The organism is Rhizobium sp. BR 314 (assembly GCF_047445805.1).
In the GTDB taxonomy this organism is placed as follows: domain Bacteria; phylum Pseudomonadota; class Alphaproteobacteria; order Rhizobiales; family Rhizobiaceae; genus Rhizobium; species Rhizobium lusitanum_B.
In genome coordinates this window covers 53,591-75,190 of sequence record NZ_JARWLA010000001.1, presented here as the reverse complement: position 1 = coordinate 75,190, position 21,600 = coordinate 53,591, and the positions used below count along the sequence as shown (strand labels likewise).

Here is a 21,600-nt window from a genome sequence, read left to right as displayed (position 1 = left end):
GTCAGCGATCCTTCGGGTCGAAAGCGTCGCGCAGGCCGTCGCCGATGAAGAGCAGGCTCATCAGAAGCGCGACCAGGAATCCGGCAGGGAAGAGCAGCAGCCAGGGCGTCGTCTCCATGCCGGCAGAACCGTCGGCAATCAGCGTGCCGAGCGATGTCAGCGGCTCCTGAACGCCGAAGCCCAGATAGGAGAGGAAGCTCTCCGTCGCGATGATTTCCGGGACGGTCAGTGTCGCATAGATGACGACCGGACCGACGAGGTTCGGCACGATGTGCTTGAGGATGATCTTGAACGATCTTTGTCCGGAGGCCCGTGCCGCTTCGATGAATTCCCGCTGCTTGATCGATAGCGTCTGACCGCGGACGATACGTGCCATGGTCAGCCATTCGAGCGCGCCGATCGCTGCGAAGAGTAGATAGACGTTGCGGCCGAAGATCACCATCAGCAAGATGACGAAGAGGACGTAGGGCAGGGCGTACATGATGTCGACGAAACGCATCATGATGGCATCGATGCGGCCGCCGAAGTAGCCTGCGACAGCGCCATACAGCACGCCGATGACCACCGAGACGAGCGTTGCCACGAGCGCGACGGTGAGCGAGACACGTGTGCCGTAGAGCGTACGGGACAGCAGGTCGCGGCCGTTGCCGTCGGTACCGAAGTAGTGGCCGGCGGCGAAATCCGGAGCGCCTCGGAACGAATTCCAGTCCGGATCCTCATAGTTGTAGGGCAGGAAATATGGGCCGAATATGGCGATCAGCACCAGGACTGCCAGCACGACGAGCGAAAGCGCCGCCGCCTTGTTGCGCAGGAGGCGACGCATTGCGTCGCCGGTGAGGGAGCGCCCTTTGGGTGCGAGCCCCTCCGCCGAAAGCAATTCCGCTTCCAGCAATTCTCTCTTGGCGGAATTGAGGATCATCGCATTCTCACTTTCGGGTCGAGCCAGGCATAGGCGATGTCGACCAGTAGGTTGAGGACCACGATCAGCACCATGTAGAAGATGACCGTGCCGAGAACCATGCCGTAGTCGCGGTTCAACGCCGCTCCGACGAAGTAACGGCCGACGCCGGGAAGGCCGAAGATGCTTTCGACCACCAGCGAGCCGGTGAGCAGATAGCTTGCCGCCGGTCCGAGATAGGAGACGACGGGCATCATGGCGGGCTTCAAGGCATGACGCATGATCGTCAGCCGTGGGCCGATGCCCTTCGCCTTTGCCGTGCGGATGAAGTTCTGCCCCATCACTTCGATCATCGAGCCGCGCATCAGACGCGAGATGCGTGCCGCATGCGGCRGCGTCAGAACGATGATGGGCAGGATCAGGAACTTGATGGAGCCGTCGCCCCAGCCACCGACCGGCAACCAGCCGAGCGAATTGCCGAAGACGAGCTGAAGGATCGGGGCGATCAGGAAGCTCGGCATGACAAGGCCGATGAGGAGGCCGCCGCCCAGCCAATAGTCGGCCGCGCGGTTCTGATAAAGCGCCCCGAGGCAGCCTATGAATACGCCCACGACGGTTGCGAGCACGAAGGCAGCGCCGCCAATGGTCAGCGTATAGGGGAAGCCGGACATGATCTGCTGGGTGACGGTGAAATCCTGATTGGCGAAAGAGGGGCCAAGGTCGCCCTTCATGACGTCGCCGACATAGATCAGGTATTGCTCAACCAGAGGCTTATCGAGGTTGTAGTGAGCCGCGAGGTTGGCTTTGACTTCCGGCGGCAATGGCCTTTCGCCATCGAAGGGGCCGCCGGGAGCGAGGCGCAAAATGAAAAAGCATACTGTCACGGCAATCCACATTACGGGGATTGTCGACAGCAGACGACGGAGAGCATAGCCAAACATGGTCTTAGACGCCTCCCTCCCGGTTTTGTCCGGGAGAGAGGCTGTTCCCAATTATTCTTTGATCGACAGCCAGCGCGTACGGTGGATGTCCTGAATATTATCGACGAAGCCCTGGACCTTCGGAGCGACGATGTTCTTGGAAACGTAATAGTAGATCGGAATAGCGGCGCTGTCGTCGAGGGCGAGCTGCTCGGCCTTCTTGTAGATCTCGGCGCGCTTCTTGAGATCGGTTTCTTCATTGCCTTGATTGATCAAGGCATCGTAATCCTTGTTGCTCCAGCGGCCGTAGTTCATGTCGACGCCAGTAGACAGCAGGCTGAGGAAGTTGATCGGGTCGTTGTAGTCGGCGATCCAGCCGGCGCGGCCGATTTCCACTTCACCGCGCTTCAATCCATCGTAATGCACTTTGGTTTCGGTGTTATAGAGCTCAACATCGACGCCGAGCGGCTTCCACATCGCAGCAATCGCGACGGCGACGCGTTTGTGGTTGTCGTTGGTGTTGTAGCGGAGCTGTGCCTTCAGCGGGTGGTCAGGGCCGAAACCAGCGTCCTTCAGCAGTTTCTTCGCGTCTTCGACCTTCTGCTTGTAGGGCTCGTCCTTCCAGCTCAGATAAGCCGGCTCGCCGTAGTTGGCCGTGCCTGGCGGTACCCACGAATACATCGGCAATTCGCCGGTGCCGAGGATCTTCGGGCCGATGACCTCGCGGTTGACGGCCATAGAGAGAGCCTGACGGACGCGTTTATCGTTGAAAGGCGGCTTGCTGGCGTTCATGACGTAATAATAGGTCGCAAGGAACGGAACCACATGCGCCTGACCGGGAAGGTTCTTCTGGATCCAGTCGAACTGGTCCGCAGGGAAATCCGTGAGAATATCGAATTCGCCTGCGCGATAGCGCTTGAGGGCGGCGGATTGATCTTCCAGCGTGTAGAAATTGACCTTGTCGATCTTTACGTCCTTGGCGTCGTGGAACTGATCGTTCTTGACAGTGGTGACGTGTGAACCGGGCACCCATTCGACGGGCTTATAGGGACCGTTGGTAACGATGTTACCGATTTTGACCCACTGGTCGCCTTTGGCATCGACGACATGCTTCGGTAGCGGATAGGCCGTGTAGTGCATCAAGGCGTTGAGGAAATAAGGCGTAGGGCTCTCAAGCGTGATTTCCAGCGTCTTGTCATCGATCGCCTTGACGCCGAGCTCGTTCAGATCCTTGATTTCGCCCTTGTTGATCTTTTCCGCGTTTCTGATCGTGTATTGCAGATAGGCGTATTGAGCAGCGGTCTTCGGATCCATCAGGCGCTGGAAGGCAAAGACGAAGTCCTGCGCCGTCACAGGCTGGCCGTCGGACCATTTGATGCCGTCGCGCAGCTTAAACGTATAGACTTTTTGGTCGGGAGAAACGGTCCAGCTTGCAGCCTGGCCTGGAACCGGATTGTCGTTGGGATCCTCGGTCACCAGCCCTTCGAAAATATCTCCAGCGATACGATTTTCCCAGTCGCCGGAAAGTTTTTGCGGATCGAGCGAAGTCGTGTCGCCGCCGTTGTGGATATTGAGGGTCGCGGCATGTGCGGAGAAGCTCAACATCGTGCTGACGAAAGCTGTCGCTAGAAATTTCCTGGCGAAATGAGTCATACGTTTTTCCCACCTTTTTGGAGTTATTATCCCTGATTTTTCAGGGGTATTTTTGATCCCACAGGTGACCTGTACGTGCAGGTCAGTGGCGAAGTTATCCGAAGCCGCGTCGCTTTCAAGCCCAAAAGAGACGGAGTTGATGTCCGTGCGAACTTCCGTGTTGATAAATCTCTAAAATTGATAGTCCGAATTTACACGTCCTCCTAGTAGCATTCGCGTGCCCGGCCGATTGCGGCTTGCTGCCTGCGTCCGAGTGTGCAAACTGGAAAGCCTTGTGCGATATCGAGGCGGTTTGATGAAATCGACGAAGAAAGCGGCAGGAGCCGATTGGTGGCGCGGTGCGGTGATCTATCAGGTCTATCCGCGGTCGTTTCAGGACACGGATGCCAACGGGCTTGGCGACATCAAGGGGATTACCCGGCGTCTGCCTCACATTGCCGCACTCGGGGTCGACGCGATCTGGCTGGCGCCATTCTTTACCTCGCCGATGGCCGATATGGGCTATGATGTCGCGGACTATTGCGACGTCGATCCGATTTTCGGCACGCTTGCCGATTTCGACGAGATGATGTCGGCAGCGCACGAGCTGGGGCTGAAGGTCATCATCGACCAGGTCATCTCACACACCTCGGACCAGCATCCCTGGTTCGTCGAAAGCCGGACGAGCCGTAACAATCCGAAGGCGGACTGGTACGTCTGGGCTGATCCGAAGCCGGACGGCACGGCGCCGAACAATTGGCTGTCGATCTTCGGCGGTCCCGGTTGGGAGTGGGATGGCGTGCGCCGGCAATATTACCAGCACAATTTCCTGACCTCGCAGCCCGACCTGAATTTCCACAAGCAGGAGGTTCAGGATGCCGTGCTAGCTGCAGTGAAGTTCTGGCTCGATCGCGGCGTCGACGGCTTCCGGCTTGATACGGTGAATTATTATTTCTGCGACAAGCAACTGCGGGACAATCCGCCGGCGCTCGTCGCTACGGGCGGCCTCGATGCGCCCGAGAGCAATCCCTATGGAATGCAGAACCATCTCTACGACAAGACGCAGCCCGAGAATATCGCTTTCCTCAAGCGTTTCAGAGCGTTGCTTGATCAATATGAGGATCGCGCGACGGTCGGCGAGGTGGGCGATGGCGCCCGTTCGCTGCAGACGGTCGCAGCTTACACCAGCGGCGGCGACAAGTTGCATATGTGCTATACTTTCGACTTGCTTGGCCCCGATTTTACACCGGCACACTTCCGCCGCTGCGTTGGCGACTTCCAGGATAACGTCGTCGACGGCTGGGTCTGCTGGGCCTTTTCCAACCATGACGTGCAGCGTCATGTCAGCCGTTTTGCCGAGACGGAGGAAGAACGGCCGCGCGTCGCAAAGCTTGCAATTTCGCTGCTATCGACGTTACGTGGTTCGATTTGCCTGTACCAGGGCGAGGAACTGGGACTGCCGGAGGCGGAGCTCGCCTTCGAGGATCTTCGCGACCCCTACGGCATTCGCTTCTGGCCGGCGTTCAAGGGGCGGGATGGATGCCGCACGCCCATGCCTTGGGAGGGGAGCCGCGCTCACGCGGGCTTTACGACCGCCGACAAGTCATGGCTGCCGGTTCCCTACCAGCATGCGGCGCTCGCGGTCGACAAGCAGGAGGCGGACACGGATTCCGTGCTGAACCACTATCGGGAGACGCTCGCCTTCCGCGCTGCGCATGCGGCTTTGCGCGACGGCGACATGGTTTTCCTCGATACCAAGGAAGACGTCCTCGCCTTCACGCGCTCCAAGGGAGACGAGAGGCTGCTGCTCATTTTCAATCTCTCCCGCAAGCCGGTAAAGGTCGTGTTGCCTAAGGAGCTCAAGCTCGGCAGGACAATCGCCATGCCGGGATTTACGACTGCCGACGCAGGATCGACGGTGGCGCTTGCCGCGCTGGACGTCTATTGCGGCCGGGTTGAATGATCGAATGTGCCGAAGGCCTATTTTCTGACGGTGGCCAGGGTACCGATGGGTTCGCCATTTCCCGATAGAATCTGCGCGGCGCCCCTGAGGGCTGCGCGGAATGCATCGTCGAAGCCGACACCCTGAACCTGCCATGTCACGTCATGCGGTGTAACGCCGTTATGCTGATCGTTTAGCGTCCATGTCGCGATCCAGCCTAGGGCGGTCTCATTCCAATCCAGCTCGCCTCTTAGGGGGATGGCGCCGGTCGTCGAACCCGCGCTGAGATTTCCTTCGGAAGGAAAAAACACGTCAATGCCGCTGAGATCGGACGCCATGGCGAAGGATTGCCGCATGGCCAAATCGCGATTGGCCTCGGCCGTCACCCGATAGCTCGTGTCGCCACGACGGACGTCCAACACGATTTCAAGTATTGGGCGCTTTGCGAGCCACGGGCCGGCTCCAAGCTTGTCAAGCAGATCGTCGATGCGTTGCTTGCGAAAACGGCATGTCAGGTCGAAGGGCCGATCATGAGTTCCCTGCTCGTCATGGACGGGTCGGCCTGCGAGCCTGTCGTGGTAGGAGAATTCCTCTATGTATTCAGCCGCATACTCTCGAGCGGCCTGGAGGACAGGGCCGTCGACCAATCGCGAGTTGCCGGAAACGCGGGGAAGGACCTTATCCAGACAATCGGCAAAGCCCTTGGTCCGATTCTCCGGGCCTTGGCCGGTGACGACGCACACGCTGGTGTAAACATCGCCTGGCGTGAAAGCCTGTACCTCAGAAGCGAGAAAGGGCGCGCTCAACAGCAGCGCAAGCAATCGCCAACTCGTCACATGAGCGAGATTGAGCACCATTCCCTCCTTGCGGCTCCCGAGCCACGAAAGCATACAGGATAGGACGGGCTCGGGGGCGAAACAAGGATGGATAGGCGCCGGCTGCCGTCAGCCGATCAGCATGAACTTGTCGACATCGACAAGGCCTTTGTCCGATATCTTCAGGTGCGGGATGACGGGTAGGGGCAGGAAGGCCAGTTGCAGGAAAGGTTCTTCCAGCGTCGCGCCGAGTGCGTAGGCCGCTTGCCGCAGATGATGCAGCGTGTCGCGCACGCTTTCATAAGGCTCAAGGCTCATCAGGCCGGCAATGGGCAGGGCAATTTCGCCGGTGACCTTACCGTTTTCGACGACCACGAAGCCGCCGTTGATCTCGCTCAGCCGATTGGCGGCCAGTGCCATATCGTCTTCGTTGACGCCGACGACACAGATATTGTGGCTGTCATGCCCAACGGTTGAGGCGATGGCACCTTTCTTCAAGCCAAAGCCCTGGACGAAGCCATTGGCGTGATTGCCGTTCTTGCCATGCCGCTCGATGACGGCGACCTTGATGACATCGTTGCCGAGATCGATATCGGTCTGATTGCCCTTGGTCGGCAGGCGATAGCGGCGATGCTCGGTGATGATTTTGCCCGGCATCACGCCAATGACAGAACTTTCGCCTTCGGTGGCCGGTACACCGAAGGCGGCGGCATTGATCGGGCGGGCTTTGACGCTGTCGAGGCCAACTGCGGCGACTGGTTTGCGGGTGGCGAAGAGCTCTGCCGTCACCCGCCTGCCTGCCGAGAAGACCGTCTCTGCCTTACAGTTCTCGAGACTGTCGATGACGACGAGATCGGCGCGCCAGCCGGGCGCCACCAGGCCGCGGTCGCGCAGGCTGAAGGCGCGAGCAGCGGAGATAGATGCGGCGCGATAGATCGCGAGCGGCTCGACGCCGTGCGCGATCGCCGTGCGGATCATGTAATCGAGATGGCCCTGTTCGGCGATATCGAGCGGATTACGGTCGTCGGTGCAGAGCGCAAGATAAGGGGACAGGCGCTCGGTGATGATGGGCATCAGCGCGTGCAGGTCCTTTGAAACAGAGCCTTCACGTACCAACACATGCATGCCCTTGCGGATCTTCTCCAACGCTTCTTCAGATGTTGTCGATTCATGTTCCGTGCGGATACCGGCGGCGAGATAGCCGTTGAGGTCGTTGCCGCGCAGTAAGGGGGCGTGGCCGTCAATGTGGCCGCCTTGGAAGGCTTCCAACTTCGCCATGCAGACGGGATCCTTATGGACCACACCGGGGAAATTCATGAATTCGGCAAGGCCGATGACTTTCGGATGATCGTGGAAGGGCAGGAGCTTCTCGATCGGCAGATCGGCGCCTGAGGTTTCCAGATGCGTTGCGGGCACGCAGGAGGAGAGCTGGACGCGGATATCCATGATGGTCTCGAGGGAGGAATCCAGAAAGTACTGGATGCCTTCCGTGCCCAGCACATTGGCGATCTCATGCGGATCGCAGATGACCGTGGTGACGCCGTAGGGCAGGACGCAACGGTCGAACTCATGCGGCGTTACCAGCGAGGATTCGATATGCAGGTGGGTGTCGATGAAGCCGGGCACGACGATGCGGCCGGAGATGTCGATCTCTTCACGGCCGTGGTAGGTGCCATAGGTGCCGACAATTCGATCGCCGCAAATGGCGATATCCGACAACACCAGCTCGCCTGTCACCAGATCGAAGAAGCGGCCGTTCTTCAAAACGATGTCTGCAGGCTCCCGGCCGACGCCCTGGTCGATGTAGCGTTCGAGTTTGGCGGTCATGTTCATCCCTCGCATATGGATCGCCCCTCATGCCGGCTCCTTTGCTGTGCAAAAGAAGGCATGAGGGGCGCAGATGTGTTCGAGCTTATGCCTTAGATATTATTCTGCAAGATCTCGCGAAGCTTGCCGAACAGCTCGTCGATGTGATGCTTCTCGATGATCAGCGGCGGCGATAGTGCGATGATGTCGCCGGTGGTGCGGATCAGGAGGCCCTTCTCGTAGGCCTTGAGGAAGGCGGTGAAGGCGCGCTTGGTGGGTTCGCCGGCGATGGGGTCGAGCTCGATGGCCCCGATCAGGCCGGTGTTTCGGATGTCGATGACGTTCGGGCAATCCTTGAGGGAGTGCAAAGCGTCGGCCCAGTAATCGGAAAGCTCGGCTGCGCGGGTGAGCAGGCCTTCTTCCTTGTAGGTGTCGAGCGTCGCAAGCGCTGCGGCCGATGCGATCGGGTTGCCGGAATAGGTGTAGCCGTGGAAGAACTCGATCATATGCTCGGGGCCTTGCATGAAGGCGTCATGGATTTCCGAGGTGACGAAGACCGCACCCATCGGGATGACGCCGTTCGTCAGGCCCTTCGCCGTGGTGATCATATCAGGCTTCACATCATAATACTGAGCGGCAAAGGGGGTACCGAGACGGCCGAAACCGGTGATGACTTCGTCGAAGATCAACAGGATGCCGTGCTTGGTGCAGATTTCGCGCAGCTTCTGCAGGTAGCCTTTCGGCGGGATGAGCACGCCGGTGGAGCCGGCAACCGGCTCGACGATGACCGCAGCGATGGTCGAGGCGTCATGCAGCGTGACGATACGCTCCAACTCGCTGGCGATATCGCCGCCATGCTCGGGTTCGCCGCGCGTAAAGGCATTCTTGCCGGGAAGATGCGTATGCGGCATGTGATCGACGCCCGTCAGCAGCGTGCCGAACATCTTGCGGTTCGTGACAATGCCGCCGACGGAGATGCCGCCGAAATTGACACCGTGATAGCCGCGTTCGCGGCCGATGAGACGGAAGCGCGAGCCATTGCCCTTCACGCGGTGATAGGCAAGCGCGACCTTAAGGGCCGTCTCGACCGACTCCGAGCCGGAATTCGTATAGAGGACGTGATCGAGCCCTTCAGGGGCGATATCGACCAGCCGGTTGGCCAGCTCGAACGCCTTCGGGTGGCCAAGCTGAAAGGCTGGAGCGTAGTCGAGCTCACCGGCCTGCTGGGCGATAGCTTCGGTGATCTTCGGTCGGCAGTGTCCTGCGTTCACGCACCACAGTCCCGCAGTTCCATCCAGCACCTGACGACCGTCATGGGTGGTGTAGTACATATCCTTGGCGCCCACGAAGAGCCTGGGCTCCTTCTTGAACTGGCGGTTTGCCGTAAACGGCATCCAAAAGGCGCGCAAATCGTTGGGGGTGGCATTCAAACGGTCCGACATGCTGTTCTCCAATAGCCATTCGGGGGCCATTTCCCGTCCGCGACGCTACGCCGCGCGATTATATTTACTGCTTGGTCAAATTATCAGCCGGCCTTTTGGCGTCAAGGCAAAGATGGCATCGAAGGGAGGGGCGCTCGAAAGGTGCACCTGCATGAAGATGGGAGCGAGGGACTGATCTCGGCGTCGAGCCGGCTGTCGCAAGCGTGTTTCCGCTTTCATTAGATCACGAAAACGTTGGATCTTTCTGCTTCCTCGCGCATTTCGGACGGGGAAGACCGCCCCATTTTTCCTGGAGTTACACCAGTCGGTACCAAAGCACATATCAAAAGGAAAAGGCCGGCAAATCTGAGATTTGTCGGCCGGAGCAGTCAAACTTGTGGTGATGAAAGCAAGTCGATCTTCAGGGATAAGGTGTACCCGTAGGATCGTTCGCCGGCAAACCTGGAGCCTATTTCAGCTCTTAAGCAGCCGATCTACTTTTTTCAGGTTCGCAATAAATATCTTCCAACGTTTCGAGAACTCGAATGACCGATTCCGAAGTGCTGGAGTAGTAAATCGTCTGAGCATCGCGACGCGTCTTCACCAGCTTCTGAGCGCGCAGCTTAGAAAGGTGCTGAGAAAGTGCGGACTGGCTCAAGCCTACCTGATTGGCCAAAACGCCAACAGGAACTTCGCCTTTAACGAGGCTGCAAAGGATCAAAAGGCGCTTTGGATTCGCCATTGCCGATAATAATGCTGCCGCAACATTGGAATGCTCGGCCAAATTTCTTGTCTTCATGTTTTGATCTTCCCAATGCGGAGCGCACATCAGAAATTGTGCTATTTCCAAGCCGGTATGAAACCGATATCGAACAATACCAATACCGGACGAAGATTGTATATACCTAAATTTAAGGTATCGGGTATGCTATTTTAGACATGTATGTATGAGCACTGAGCAGCGGCGCCAAGAGCGCCGAAGAACCTTTTTAGGACACTAATTTACCCAAAATAGGTCGTTTATGATCATTTCCGGGCCATAAATATGCCGATTTTTAGGGCTGTCGGGTGAAAACATACCAATAATGGTCGCTGCCACCTCTGGCTGTCCGGTTACTAATTCTCGCACTATTGTATGGTCTTACTGCCGCGGGAAATTGTTTTCAGCTTAAAGAATCATGAGGTCCTGCGAGGACAGAATGTAGGCTCGGCCGAAGCCGCCGTTGAGGCTGGCATCGAGAGGAACGAGCCGAAAGAAGCTGAAGTCCGGGAAGTCGATATAGAGCTTGGATTTCGGGTGACGCTCGAGGAACGGTCCTCGAATGCGTTGATGTGCATCGCCTTGCCGATCAACGCGTTCTGCGCTGCATCGCACGGTCAGGCGAGGATGGGCGAGGGGGTCCCCCTTGCCCGGTTCGCCGAACAGCATCGAGGCGCGCGGATCTTTCATCAACGCTTTGGTATGTGCTGAGAGGCCGGAGACAAGAATGACCGGAGCGCCGTCCGAATCCATGGCAGTCAGAACGCGGCTGACGTAGGGGAAACCGGTATCCGGGTCGATGACCGCCAGGGCTGCGTGTGCAGCCATGTGCATGAGATCGCGCGCCAGCTTGCGCGCGTCCTCATCCGTTTCCCGGATTGCCGATGGTTTATCGCTCATTAACTGCTCCATGAATTGAGGAGCAGTCGCCAACGACTACTCCCTTCGCCGGTGGCTGGTGAGGCCAGCCACGACATCTTGTGCCGAAATCGTTCCGATAATCGTACCGTTGTCAACCACGCCGATGTTTCCCGGCTGGCGTGTGAGCGCATCGAGGATATCGACAAGTGGCGTTGCGGCCGTTGCCGTAGCGGTTACGGAGCCGGCATTGGCAGAATGTCCAATCCCTTGCTGCATCACGTCCTGTGCGGTCAACATGCTGATGGGGTTCATGTGCTGCACGAAATCGGCCACGTACTGATCGGCCGGGTTCTTGACGATCTCCTGCGGTGTGCCGCACTGGATGATGTGGCCGCTTTCCATGATGGCGATGCGGTTGCCGATGCGGAAGGCCTCGTCCAGGTCATGACTGACGAACAGGATTGTGCGCTTCAGCCGGCGCTGGAATTCCAGCAGCTCGTCCTGGAGACGCGTGCGGATCAGCGGGTCGAGCGCGGAAAACGGCTCGTCCATGAGCAGGATCGGCGCGCCGGTCGCAAAGGCGCGCGCCAAGCCGACACGCTGCTGCATGCCGCCAGAAAGCTCGTTGACCTTGCGATTGGCCCATTGCGTGAGATTGACGAGCTGCAGCTGTTCATCGACTCGCTTCTTGCGTTCGGCTTCCGGAACGCCGGCAAGTTCCAGGCCGAAGCCCACATTGTCGGCCACGGTGCGCCACGGCAGCAGCGCAAACTGCTGGAACACCATGGACACCGTGTGCATGCGCAGATCGCGTAGCGTCTTCGGATTGCAGGAATAAGGATTGACTGGGCCGTTCTTGGTATTGACGACGACGTCGCCGCGCACGACAGGCGCAAGGCCGTTGACGGCGCGCAGCAGCGTCGATTTGCCGGAGCCAGAGAGGCCCATCAACACGAGGATTTCGCCTTCCTCGATCTCCAGCGAAGCGTTGGCTACGCCAAGCACCATGCCGGTGGACTTGCCGATGTCGTCGCGCGACTTGCCTTCGTCGACGAGTTTCAGTGCGGCGTTAGGACGATCGCCAAAGATGATGCTGACATTATTGAAGCCGACAGCGACGGTCATGAGCGATCTCCTTCGCCGGGGGCACGGAACATACGGTCGAGAACGATCGCCAGAATCACGATACAGGAGCCGGAATCGAAGCTTTTGCCGACATTAACGCTTTGCAGCCCGCGCAAAACAGGCACCCCTAGACCTGGCGCACCCACGAGCGCTGCGATGGACACCATCGAGAGTGACAGCATGATCGTTTGGGTCAGGCCGGCCATGATCTGCGGTGCCGCGAAGGGCAGTTCGATCTTACGCAATACCTGCCGCTGCGTTGCACCGAAAGCTTCGGCTGCCTCGACGAGGGAGGGGGGTGTCGAGATGATGCCGAGACGGGTCATTCGGATTGCAGCTGGAATGGCGAAGACGACTGTCGCGACGAGACCAGGCACCATGCCGAGACCAAGCAAGATCATCGCTGGCACAAGATAGACGAAGGTCGGGATCGTTTGCATCAGATCGAGGATCGGCCGCATGATAGCATACAACCAAGGTCGCCGTGCAGCTGCGATGCCGAGGGGTACGCCGACGAGCATGCAGACGAAAGTCGAGGCCAGAACCAGCGCAAGTGTCTCGGTGGTCTCTTTCCAATAGCCCTGGTTGATGGTGACGAGAAAGCCGACGAGGGTAAGTGCGGCGATTGAAACGCTTCGACGCATCCAATAGGCGATAGCGGCGAAGACGGCGACGACGATCAACGGATGCGGTGCCTGCAAGAGGAACAACAGCCCATTGATCCCATGGGAGACAACGAATGCGAGGCCATCGAAGAACCATATGAAGTTCGTCGTCAGCCAATCTACAGCTGCTTTGGCCCAAGGCCCGATAGGGAGGCGGTAGTCGGTTAACCAGTTCACGTCTTTGCCCACGATTGGGGGCGGCTGTTCCGATGTTATCTTATGGTCCGGAAGTTGCCGCCGAAGAATAACGGTCTGTCACGCCACATGGAGCACTGCCCTTGAGATGACGGGACGCGAAGGAAACAATCCGTTTGCGGAAGAGAAAGGGGCGGTTTTGCCGCCCCTCGATCTGCCGGTTTTACAGGCCAAGCTTGGACTTGACCGCCGCCAGGCCATCGCCGCCGTCCTTGGTGGTAACGCCGGCGAGCCAGGGAGTAACGGCTGCCGAATTGGCCTTCAGCCATTCCTTGGCGGCCACTTCCGGATCCTTGCCGTCATTCAGGATCTTGCCCATGATTTCGTTTTCCATCGGCAGCGAGAAGACGAGATTCTTGACGAAGGCGCCGACATTCGGGCATTGCTGCAGGTAGCCGGCCCGCACGTTGGTATAGACCGTCGCGCCGCCGTAGTTCGGGCCGAAGACGTCATCGCCGCCGGACAGATAGGTCATCTTGTAGGTCGTGTTCATCGGGTGCGGAGCCCAGCCGAGGAAGATGATCGGCTTGCCTTCCTTGTCGGCGCGGGAAACCTGCGCCAGCATGCCCTGTTCGGAGGATTCGACGACTTCGAAGCCCTTGAGGCCGAAGGTGTTCTTGTCGACCATGTCGATGATCAGACGGTTGCCGTCATTGCCCGGCTCGATGCCGTAGATCTTGCCGTCGAGGTCGTCCTTATGGGCAGCGATATCCTTGAAGTCCTTGATGCCGAGCGCGGCGCCCTTTTGGTTGGTTGCCAGCGTGTATTTCGCGCCCTCGAGGTTGGGGCGAACGGTCTCGACCGACTTGTCTTCGGCGAATGGCTTGATGTTCTCGGCCATGGACGGCATCCAGTTGCCGAGGAAGACGTCGATGTCCTTATTTTTGAGGGACTGATAGGTCACCGGCACGGCAAGCACCTTGACGTCGGTGTCGTAGCCCAGCGCCTTCAGGAGGACGGAGGCCGTCGCCGTGGTGGAGGTGATATCGGTCCAGCCGACATCGGCGAAATGCACGGTGCCACAGCTTGCCTGCTCGGCTGCGGAAGCAGCGGTGGAGGTGAGTGTCAGGGCCGAAAGAGCTGAAGCGAAAGCGACTGCGGTAAGGGTCATTTTTATCATTGCGTGACTCCCAGTGTAACGTTCCCAAGCAACCATCAATAACTGACATTTTCAAGCGACCACAGTGTATTTGCGCCGGTTTGAGGGGGCTGATTGCGACGCCGGCATTTTTCTGTGCGAGCGCTGCAAGGGCTTTGGGCAAGAAGGCGACCGGCTTCTGAATCTTGTGGTTTTCTTTAAGCATATCTTTTCTTATCGGCTCGCAGAACCCATGAAGCATTCAAGGAGAATGTCATGGCCAAGCTCTATTTCCACTACTCGACGATGAATGCCGGCAAGTCGACGATGTTGCTGCAGGCGGCCTATAACTATCAGGAGCGCGGCATGCGCACGGCCGCCCTCATCGCCGCCCTCGACGATCGGGCGGGCCGCGGCAAGATTGCTTCGCGCATCGGCCTGACGATGGACGCCATACCCTTCGATACCCGCGACAATCTGTATTCCATGGTCGAGCAGTTGCATACGAGCGAGCCGCTGAATTGCGTCTTCGTCGACGAGGCGCAATTCCTCTCGCGGGAGCAGGTGTGGCAACTTGCTCATATCGTCGACCGGCTTGGCCTCCCGGTCATGGCTTACGGGCTGCGAACGGACTTTCACGGAAGGCTGTTTCCGGGCTCGCAGGAGCTGCTGACGATTGCCGACGAGCTGCGGGAAGTGCGCACGATCTGCCATTGCGGCCGCAAGGCGACCATGGTCGTGCGGCTGGATGCGGCAGGTGAGGTCGTGCGCGAGGGCGCGCAGATCGAGATCGGCGGCAGTGACAAATATGTCTCGCTCTGCCGCCGCCATTGGGAGGAGGCGATATCGGGCGAATGATGCTCGATGTCTTCCACGACGCGCGATGCAACTGCGGTTTCTTCGCGCTACTGTCGGGATCGAGCCAGCAGCATGAGGAACTGGGAGGTGTGATGAAACTGCTCTGCCTGACCTTGATGATCGTCCTGCTCGCTTCGGCTTCTCAGGTGCTTGCGGATGGAGATGCGGTCGCGGGTGCGGCCGTTTTCAGGAAATGCGCGGCCTGCCATACGGCGACCGCCCATGAGAACCGTGTCGGGCCATCGCTGATTGATATCATCAGCCGCCCGGTCGCGAGCCTGCCGGATTACAACTACTCGCCGGCGATGAAAGCCTTTGGGGCTGACGGCAAGGTCTGGGATGAGGCGTTGCTACGCAAATACCTGCCGGGGCCTCAGGCCCTGGTGAAGGGGATCAGGATGACTTTCCCCGGTTTGAAGAGCGACAAGGACCTCGACAATCTGATCGCCTATTTGCGGAATCCTGCCGCCGCGCAATAATGCGGTCGGGCATTTTCATGTCGTTCGTAAGCAGCTAGTCTCACCCTGATAGGCAGGGGAGAGATGCGTTCATGGCTGTACCTCATTCCTTCGACGGCACGCTCGACAAAGCGCAGACGACACTTGACGACGCTATTGGCAGTGCGACTGCCGCCGTGGCGACGCTTGCGGGGCATGCCAGAGGCGAGGGAGGTGCCGAGGTCGTCAATTTTCCAGTAGAAGAGGCGCTGGTCCGCGAGACTGTGGAAACGCTGGAGCGATGGAAATCGCTTGCTCTGTCTCTGGTGAAGGAGCTGGATCGGATGACTGCGAATGCAGATCTGCAGCATCGCCGGCTATTCGACGAAAATGCTGGCCTCCAAGATGCCAGTCTGCTTCGCAGGAAACTGGCGGGCGGCCCGATGAAGCCGGAAGCAATCATCGCTGATGTTGAGGCAACGCTGAGCGCATCGGCGGCCCTCGATCTCCTGTTCAAACAGGCCAGACCTGCCTTGTCGCGATGCTTTCGTGACTGCGAAAGCCATTTGGACGGGGCGATCGAACGACGGCGAAAACTGGACTTCGCGATCGAGGAAGTGCAGCGCGAAGCCGATGTGGTCACGACTCAGGTCACAGATCTGCGTCGCAGCCTGTCTTCGACGCGCAATTCCGATACGCATCTCGAGCGCGATGACGACTATCGGGACCTGCTGGCCGGGCAGGATGCGCTGCGCAAACGTGAGAGAGAGTTGCAATCCGATCGGACGATGCGTCAGCGTCTGATCGATATCTATGAGGGGCTGGCGGGCGTCCTGAATGGGCAGATCGCCGCTGTCGGGGCCATGGCGGGAAAACTCACCGTCGATATCGAGCAACGCATCGCCCTGCTGAAGGCATTGACGCCGGAAGTTGATGCGCTGCCACCCTCGACAAGCCGGTCCCCGGCCGTTGAGAGCCTGATCCAGGCCTTCGAGGCGAATGTATTGGCCGGACACGATCTTGCGGCACGCAAGGCGCATGTCGATTTCGTCTTCGCCAGGCGGTTGGAGCCGCATTCATTGCCCGTCGCCGTCGAGCCGGGAGGGGCCTCTGAGGAGGCGCAACCGGAAGGATGATTGGCATCCCTTGCTGAAAAAGCGGTACAGACTGTTGTCGTTTTCCCCCAGAACACATATTTGCTGGAGCTGGGATAGCGCCAAAGCTCTAGAGCACGGAAATCGAAAGAGATTTTCGCAAGAGCGGATGCGCGGATTCTGTGTGGTGCGTCCTTCGCGTGTCGGCAGGATGCGCGTTGAGGTTTAGGAGGCGTATCCATGCTCGACTCGATCAAGGCTCTCTGGAAGCGGATGACCTCTGCCATCGGGCGGTGGCTGGGCCTGGTCTTCGTCGGGATTGCGTGGCCTTTCCTGGCGGCGCATGGCTGGTACCGGCAGCGCAACTGGGTGATCAAGGTGCCGATCGCAGCCTTTGTGGCCCTGCTCGCGATCCTCTACGTCTATTTCGTCTGGCAGACGCAGGTTTGGAGTGGGTTCAATACGGCCTATCCCGACGTCTACAAGTTCTCCGAACGCAAATTCTCCGCCGGGCAGGAATTGCCGGCGCCGAGTGGGCAGCAGGCTGCGGCCAGCGCGCCCAAGGCCTGCCAGACCTCGGCTGTCGTCGACGTTGCAGCTGATCTCGCCGATTTCAACGTCAACCAGAATGCCTGGATTTCATCGATGCTGCTCTACAAGGCCGGCTTCTTTGGGCTCTCATGGGACGACACGCCGTTTCTCGATAACAAGGCCTCCTTCCAGCGTGGTGTGAATTCCATCGTCCGCCGCACCTCGGCGGAGCTTGTCGATACAATCGGCCGCGTGCGCGGGACATCAGGCATCAACAGCGACCTGCAGAAGGCACGCGGCAATCTACAATTCGACGAATCGAGCTGGTATTTCGGGCTGCATCCGTTCGGGCCGAAGACGCCGACGCCGAGCTACTATCGCGCTGCAATTACCAATCTTCGCAGCTTCAATACGGACCTCAGCAGCTGCAAGACGATCTTCGACGGTCGCGCCGACAATTTGCTGCAGTTCGTCGATCATATCGCGGGCGACCTCGGCAGCACGGCCAATATCCTGGCCGACCGATCTCAGAACTATAGTTACGGATGGTTCGACATGCGGGCCGACGATCGCTTCTGGTTCGCCTACGGCCAGCTTTACGCCACCTATGGCATTCTGAGTGCTGCCGGTGCGGACTTTCAGCAGGTTATCGCCGAGCGCAATGTCGGTGTGCTCTGGAACGGCACCCTCGATATGCTGCGGGCGGCGTTACGGATCCAGCCGCTTATCATCTCCAATGGCAGCGAAGACAGCTCCTTCATGCCAAGCCATCTTGCCACGATGGGCTTCCATGTCCTGCGGGTGCGGTCGAATCTCGTCGAAATCCGTACGGTTCTGGGTGGCCGTTGATCGTCGGGCTGATCGCGCGCATGTCTGCGCGCGCGTTTGTCCGTCGGGACAGCGTGCAGCCATGCTTCTGGCTCTAAAGCGGTCGACCTCGGGAGAGCTTAGCTGATCAGCTTGAGCCGAATGGCTTTTGCAACGAGCTGCGTGCGGTTAACGCAATCGAGCTTCTTGATCGCATTCGTCATGTATGCGTTGACGGTATGGTCGGAGAGGGAGAGGATCTGGCCAATCTCCACTGACGTCTTGCCCTGCGCTGTCCAGCGAACGACTTCGAGTTCGCGGGCAGAAAGCGTATGCGGTGCCGAGCCATCGTTGCGCTTCAGGCAGCTATAGGCATCGAGCGCCTGCAGCATGATCATGGAGAGCTCGTTGAGCTCGCTCTGGCTGAGGCTGCTGCGATTGCCCATGAACCAGAAAATCAGACGCTGCCCATCGGCGGAATTGATCGGAATAATGACGTTCGCCGGGCAATTGTAATTGATCAGCAGCGTCTGCAGCTCGCGCGACAACTCAACCTCTGGTGCATTATCTTTTTCCAGCAGATGCCAGGTGCGCGGCATCACCGAATCGCGAACGCGGAGCAATGTGTGGCAACGCCGAACAAGTTGCTGACGATCGAATTCGCGCACGAACTGGGCCGGCACGGAGCCCTGGATCAGCAGCGGCGTCATCATCGAATCGTCCGGGAGCGGCGCGTTCAAGAAAGCCACATGGCTGAAGCCAAAGGCTGTTGCCGAGCGTTCCAGCGCCTCTGCAAATGCCGTCTGTGTCCGAGCAGCGGCCAACTCGGCAGAAAGCAGCAATTGTCTCTCGGCAGCAATGATATAGGACATATGGTAAAGGCGCCCACAGCGTATTATCGTTATCAAATACCCGATCTATGGGTGAATGCTAGACGCAAAAATACCACAGGACCAGAAATAAATTCATTTTCATATATTTTAATATACGAACGTACGGAATTGTATGACTTTTTGCCAAAGAGACGCCTAAGAGCGAAATTTTTACCTTCGGTATCCGCAAATGCGGTGCCGATATGCGTCATATATTCCCACGATGGCGGTGGTGAAAAATCTCATATCTTCAGGCCTTGCCCGATGCGGATTTGGTGGACCCGTCGAATAATCTTCGGCTTGCTTCAAGGGCTCTATGCCTGCGCTGTTGCATGCCTATGGTTGAGTGATCGTCTGATCATATGGTAAGATAGATGGCTTGCTCCAACCGCCTGCTGCGAATGAAATTTCACGCTGGAAAGCTTGAGGCTGTTGTTCGTGGGAAACCGCCTTCCGGGCTGAGAATGGGTCTGCCTTTTCTGAAATGATGTTGCGCTGCAAAGCCCTGCCTTGCGAAGGCCCAAAGCGGTTGCTATCGGTCATGCCAAAGCAATCGCTTTCTCAGGCGTGTATCTCATGAATTTTCGCTTCCTGCCGCAGCTGGCAATGCGGTGTTGTCAAATGGCGCTGTGGCTACTGACGGTCATTTCGCTTCTGGTGCTGTCGCCCGCGTCTGCCGGAGCGGCCGAGGTCACTGGTGGCCAGCCGATGCAATTCCGGCTCGTCCATGGCGATATGGGGCAATGCCGCGGCGACAGCATCTGCCCAGACTGGATTTCGGCAGAAGGGCAGATCATGGCGGATTCGCCAAGGAAGCTGCAAAAGCTGCTGAAAAAGCTTGGCAATCGTAAGTTGCCGATCGTCGTGAGCTCACCCGGCGGGGATGTGAAGGCCGCGATGGAAATGGCTCATACCATCCGGAAGCAGAAGCTCTCGATCGCGGTTGGACGTACCCGCTCGCGGGCATGCCCGTATGCCGAGCCGATCTGCCCGGCCGCGGTCGCTAAGGACGGCTCGATCAAGGGAGAGCCGTATTCCGCCGGAGCGATCTGTTTTTCGGCCTGCCCGTTATTTTTCACGGGCGGCATCCAGCGGGTATTCAGCCCCTTTGCGCTCATGGGTGTTCATCAGATCACGACCACCTATAGCGAGGTGCGCGTCCAATACCGTACTGAATATGAAATGGTTGATGGCAAGCGGAAGATCATTTCGAAAAAGGAAATCGGACGCAAATTCGTCGGCAAGTACGATACGACCAAGCTCGATAAGGCGCAGAAGGCGAGGCTGGTCGGATTTCTCGGCAAGATGGGCGTCGATAACGCACTTGTCGATCTGATGCTCGGGACCGACCCGAACGGTATCCATCTAATCTCGCAGATGGATGCTCTCAAATTGAAGCTGACGACGGAGCCAGTGGATGCGCTTGCGCTTGTAACCCTGTATGATTGTCGTTCTCATCAGCTGGTCGCCGATTGCGTGGAACAGACAAGATCCGATTCGCCGGTTGCCGTCAGCTCAAGCTCCCAGGAGGTCCGACGGGCTTCTTCGGGTGAAAAATGACTGTTGCCAGAATTGCGGATCCCATTTGTTTGCACGTTCCTGCCATGCTGTTCCGTCACGATGCTGCTCTTCCGATATCCTAGAAACGCCTTTTCTCTGCCAATGGTCGTGATCGCTGCAATCTTTGCGATTGTGTCCCGTCATCCCGTTTGGGCGGCAATATCCGCGCAGCGCTGGAGATGGCATGGATTATGCGCAAGCATAAGCTCTCGATCGGCGTCGGGCAAACGCGGTGGCGTACCTGTCCCTTAGCCAATCCAACGTGCGCCGTATACACACCAGATGGCGCAAGGAAAGGTGAAGTCTATACAGGTGGCGCTTTCTGCAGCTCCGCATGCACCCTGTTTTTCGCCGGTGACATCAATCGTGTTTGTGGTCAGTGGGCCTGGCTTGGCGTGCATCAGGCTAGATCATTCGACATGTCTGCTCACGTCGAGAAAGTGGGGCTTCCGGCAGACCTGAAGAAGATGGTTATCGAGACTATAGGCGAAATGGGCGTCGACAAAAGCCTCTTCGATATCTTGCTTGAGGCGAAACCAAACCAATTGCGTAATGTGTCGCAAACGGAGGCAAGATCGCTCAATCTCACGACGGAGCTAGCGACCGTTGAGGATCTCGTGGCGGCACGCAATTGTCGGGGCAATGAAGCGCTTGCGACTTGCGCCACAAAGGCCCGCATCCCACCCAGAAAATAACTGCTCTCAGCTATTCTTGCTTTTGGCCTTCGCCATGATCTTTTCGAGGAAGCCGAGAAGCAGCGCCGAGACGACGAAAGCCAGATGGATGATGGTGAACCACATCAGCTTGGCATTGTCATATTGCGTGGCGTTGAGGAAGATCTGTAGCAAGTGGATAGACGAGATCGCGACAATCGAAGACGCGACCTTGATCTTGAGGCTGCCTGAATCGAGCTTGCCGAGGAAGGATACCTGACCTTCGGCTTCGTCGAAGCGGCTGACGAAATTCTCATAGCCGGAAATCATCACCATGACGATCAGGCTTGCTACCAGGGCGGCGTCGATCAGGCCGAGGATAGCCAAGATCATATCGGCTTCGTCATAGACGAGCGCGTTGATGGCGACCTTGTAGAACTTGTAAATGAACGAAACGGCGTAGACGGCGAGCGAGGCGGCCAGGCCGAGATAGAAGATCACCAGGAGCCAGCGACTGGAGAGGATGATGCGCTCGACCAGCAATTCCAGGGACTTCATATGTTTTCCTTTGTTCTCGCTTCGGAATCGGATCCCGAAAATAGGCATCCGGATGTCCCGGGACAAGCCGGTTCGTTTCCAAGGGGAGACGCCGCCGTTCCTATTCACACCG

General features: G+C 58.2%; 19 protein-coding genes and 1 pseudogene. 7 read left to right on the top strand and 13 right to left on the bottom strand.

The window, feature by feature from the left end:
- Nucleotide 1 precedes the first annotated feature (1 nt).
- From QD461_RS00340 to QD461_RS00330, 3 genes are read right to left on the bottom strand one after another with little or no spacing between them, the layout of a single operon-like run.
- A complete protein-coding gene (locus QD461_RS00340; protein WP_184703069.1) occupies nt 2–919 on the bottom strand; it encodes an ABC transporter permease in 918 nt (305 codons plus the stop codon).
- The gene (locus QD461_RS00335; RefSeq protein WP_414085969.1) at nt 916–1,839 is read right to left on the bottom strand and encodes an ABC transporter permease subunit; all 924 of its coding nucleotides are present in this window, start codon (nt 1,837–1,839) and stop codon (nt 916–918) included. Before QD461_RS00335 ends, QD461_RS00340 begins: the two co-directional genes overlap by 4 nt.
- A gap of 51 nt (nt 1,840–1,890) precedes the next feature.
- Complete coding sequence (locus tag QD461_RS00330) at nt 1,891–3,471, bottom strand: peptide ABC transporter substrate-binding protein (RefSeq protein WP_414085968.1); 1,581 nt, start codon at nt 3,469–3,471, stop codon at nt 1,891–1,893.
- Nucleotides 3,472–3,766: 295 nt separating this feature from the next.
- Between QD461_RS00330 and QD461_RS00325 the strand changes: the two genes are divergently transcribed.
- Nucleotides 3,767–5,413 carry an alpha-glucosidase gene (locus QD461_RS00325; RefSeq protein WP_414085967.1) on the top strand — a complete coding sequence of 549 codons (1,647 nt, stop codon included), beginning with the start codon at nt 3,767–3,769 and terminating at the stop codon, nt 5,411–5,413.
- A 17-nt stretch (nt 5,414–5,430) separates the two neighbouring features.
- Here QD461_RS00325 and QD461_RS00320 read toward each other — a convergent pair whose 3' ends face one another.
- The 8 genes and pseudogenes from QD461_RS00320 to QD461_RS00285 all read right to left on the bottom strand — a co-directional run bounded on the left by QD461_RS00320 (nt 5,431) and on the right by QD461_RS00285 (nt 14,160).
- Nucleotides 5,431–6,249 (bottom strand): DUF2066 domain-containing protein, encoded by an 819-nt coding sequence (locus QD461_RS00320; protein WP_414085966.1) that lies wholly within the window; start codon nt 6,247–6,249, stop codon nt 5,431–5,433.
- 87 nt (nt 6,250–6,336) lie between these two features.
- Nucleotides 6,337–8,034 carry an adenine deaminase gene (gene ade, locus QD461_RS00315; RefSeq protein ID WP_414085965.1) on the bottom strand — a complete coding sequence of 566 codons (1,698 nt, stop codon included), beginning with the start codon at nt 8,032–8,034 and terminating at the stop codon, nt 6,337–6,339.
- Between the two features lie 92 nt (nt 8,035–8,126).
- Complete coding sequence (locus QD461_RS00310; protein WP_414085964.1) at nt 8,127–9,455, bottom strand: aspartate aminotransferase family protein; 1,329 nt, start codon at nt 9,453–9,455, stop codon at nt 8,127–8,129.
- A gap of 460 nt (nt 9,456–9,915) precedes the next feature.
- Nucleotides 9,916–10,233, bottom strand: a complete 318-nt coding sequence (locus QD461_RS00305; protein ID WP_004116664.1) for an ArsR/SmtB family transcription factor — start codon at nt 10,231–10,233, stop codon at nt 9,916–9,918.
- Nucleotides 10,234–10,608: 375 nt separating this feature from the next.
- A pseudogene (locus tag QD461_RS00300) lies at nt 10,609–11,094 on the bottom strand (HugZ family protein); the annotation flags it as partial.
- Between the two features lie 36 nt (nt 11,095–11,130).
- Nucleotides 11,131–12,180: a choline ABC transporter ATP-binding protein gene (choV, locus tag QD461_RS00295; protein WP_414085963.1), complete on the bottom strand. Its 1,050-nt coding sequence runs from the start codon at nt 12,178–12,180 to the stop codon at nt 11,131–11,133.
- Nucleotides 12,177–13,022, bottom strand: a complete 846-nt coding sequence (choW, locus tag QD461_RS00290; protein WP_184703078.1) for a choline ABC transporter permease subunit — start codon at nt 13,020–13,022, stop codon at nt 12,177–12,179. Before choW ends, choV begins: the two co-directional genes overlap by 4 nt.
- Before the next feature lie 181 nt (nt 13,023–13,203).
- The gene (locus QD461_RS00285; protein WP_414085962.1) at nt 13,204–14,160 is read right to left on the bottom strand and encodes a choline ABC transporter substrate-binding protein; all 957 of its coding nucleotides are present in this window, start codon (nt 14,158–14,160) and stop codon (nt 13,204–13,206) included.
- Nucleotides 14,161–14,394: 234 nt separating this feature from the next.
- Between QD461_RS00285 and QD461_RS00280 the strand changes: the two genes are divergently transcribed.
- From QD461_RS00280 to QD461_RS00265, 4 genes are all read left to right on the top strand, one after another.
- On the top strand, nt 14,395–14,976 hold the full coding sequence (locus tag QD461_RS00280) for a thymidine kinase (RefSeq protein WP_414085961.1): 582 nt from the start codon (nt 14,395–14,397) through the stop codon (nt 14,974–14,976).
- A 92-nt stretch (nt 14,977–15,068) separates the two neighbouring features.
- On the top strand, nt 15,069–15,455 hold the full coding sequence (locus tag QD461_RS00275) for a c-type cytochrome (protein WP_414086324.1): 387 nt from the start codon (nt 15,069–15,071) through the stop codon (nt 15,453–15,455).
- A gap of 71 nt (nt 15,456–15,526) precedes the next feature.
- The gene (locus QD461_RS00270) at nt 15,527–16,549 is read left to right on the top strand and encodes a hypothetical protein (RefSeq protein ID WP_414085960.1); all 1,023 of its coding nucleotides are present in this window, start codon (nt 15,527–15,529) and stop codon (nt 16,547–16,549) included.
- A 198-nt stretch (nt 16,550–16,747) separates the two neighbouring features.
- Complete coding sequence (locus tag QD461_RS00265) at nt 16,748–17,887, top strand: DUF2333 family protein (RefSeq protein WP_414085959.1); 1,140 nt, start codon at nt 16,748–16,750, stop codon at nt 17,885–17,887.
- A 98-nt stretch (nt 17,888–17,985) separates the two neighbouring features.
- Here QD461_RS00265 and QD461_RS00260 read toward each other — a convergent pair whose 3' ends face one another.
- Nucleotides 17,986–18,717, bottom strand: coding sequence for a LuxR C-terminal-related transcriptional regulator (locus tag QD461_RS00260; protein WP_414085958.1), 732 nt, complete (start codon nt 18,715–18,717; stop codon nt 17,986–17,988).
- Between the two features lie 621 nt (nt 18,718–19,338).
- Between QD461_RS00260 and QD461_RS00255 the strand changes: the two genes are divergently transcribed.
- Nucleotides 19,339–20,277 carry a hypothetical protein gene (locus QD461_RS00255; protein WP_414085957.1) on the top strand — a complete coding sequence of 313 codons (939 nt, stop codon included), beginning with the start codon at nt 19,339–19,341 and terminating at the stop codon, nt 20,275–20,277.
- Between the two features lie 191 nt (nt 20,278–20,468).
- Nucleotides 20,469–20,972: a hypothetical protein gene (locus tag QD461_RS00250; RefSeq protein ID WP_414085956.1), complete on the top strand. Its 504-nt coding sequence runs from the start codon at nt 20,469–20,471 to the stop codon at nt 20,970–20,972.
- A 6-nt stretch (nt 20,973–20,978) separates the two neighbouring features.
- On the opposite strand, the gene QD461_RS00245 is transcribed toward QD461_RS00250, so the two are convergent.
- Nucleotides 20,979–21,488: a TIGR00645 family protein gene (locus QD461_RS00245; protein WP_414085955.1), complete on the bottom strand. Its 510-nt coding sequence runs from the start codon at nt 21,486–21,488 to the stop codon at nt 20,979–20,981.
- Nucleotides 21,489–21,600 lie beyond the last annotated feature (112 nt).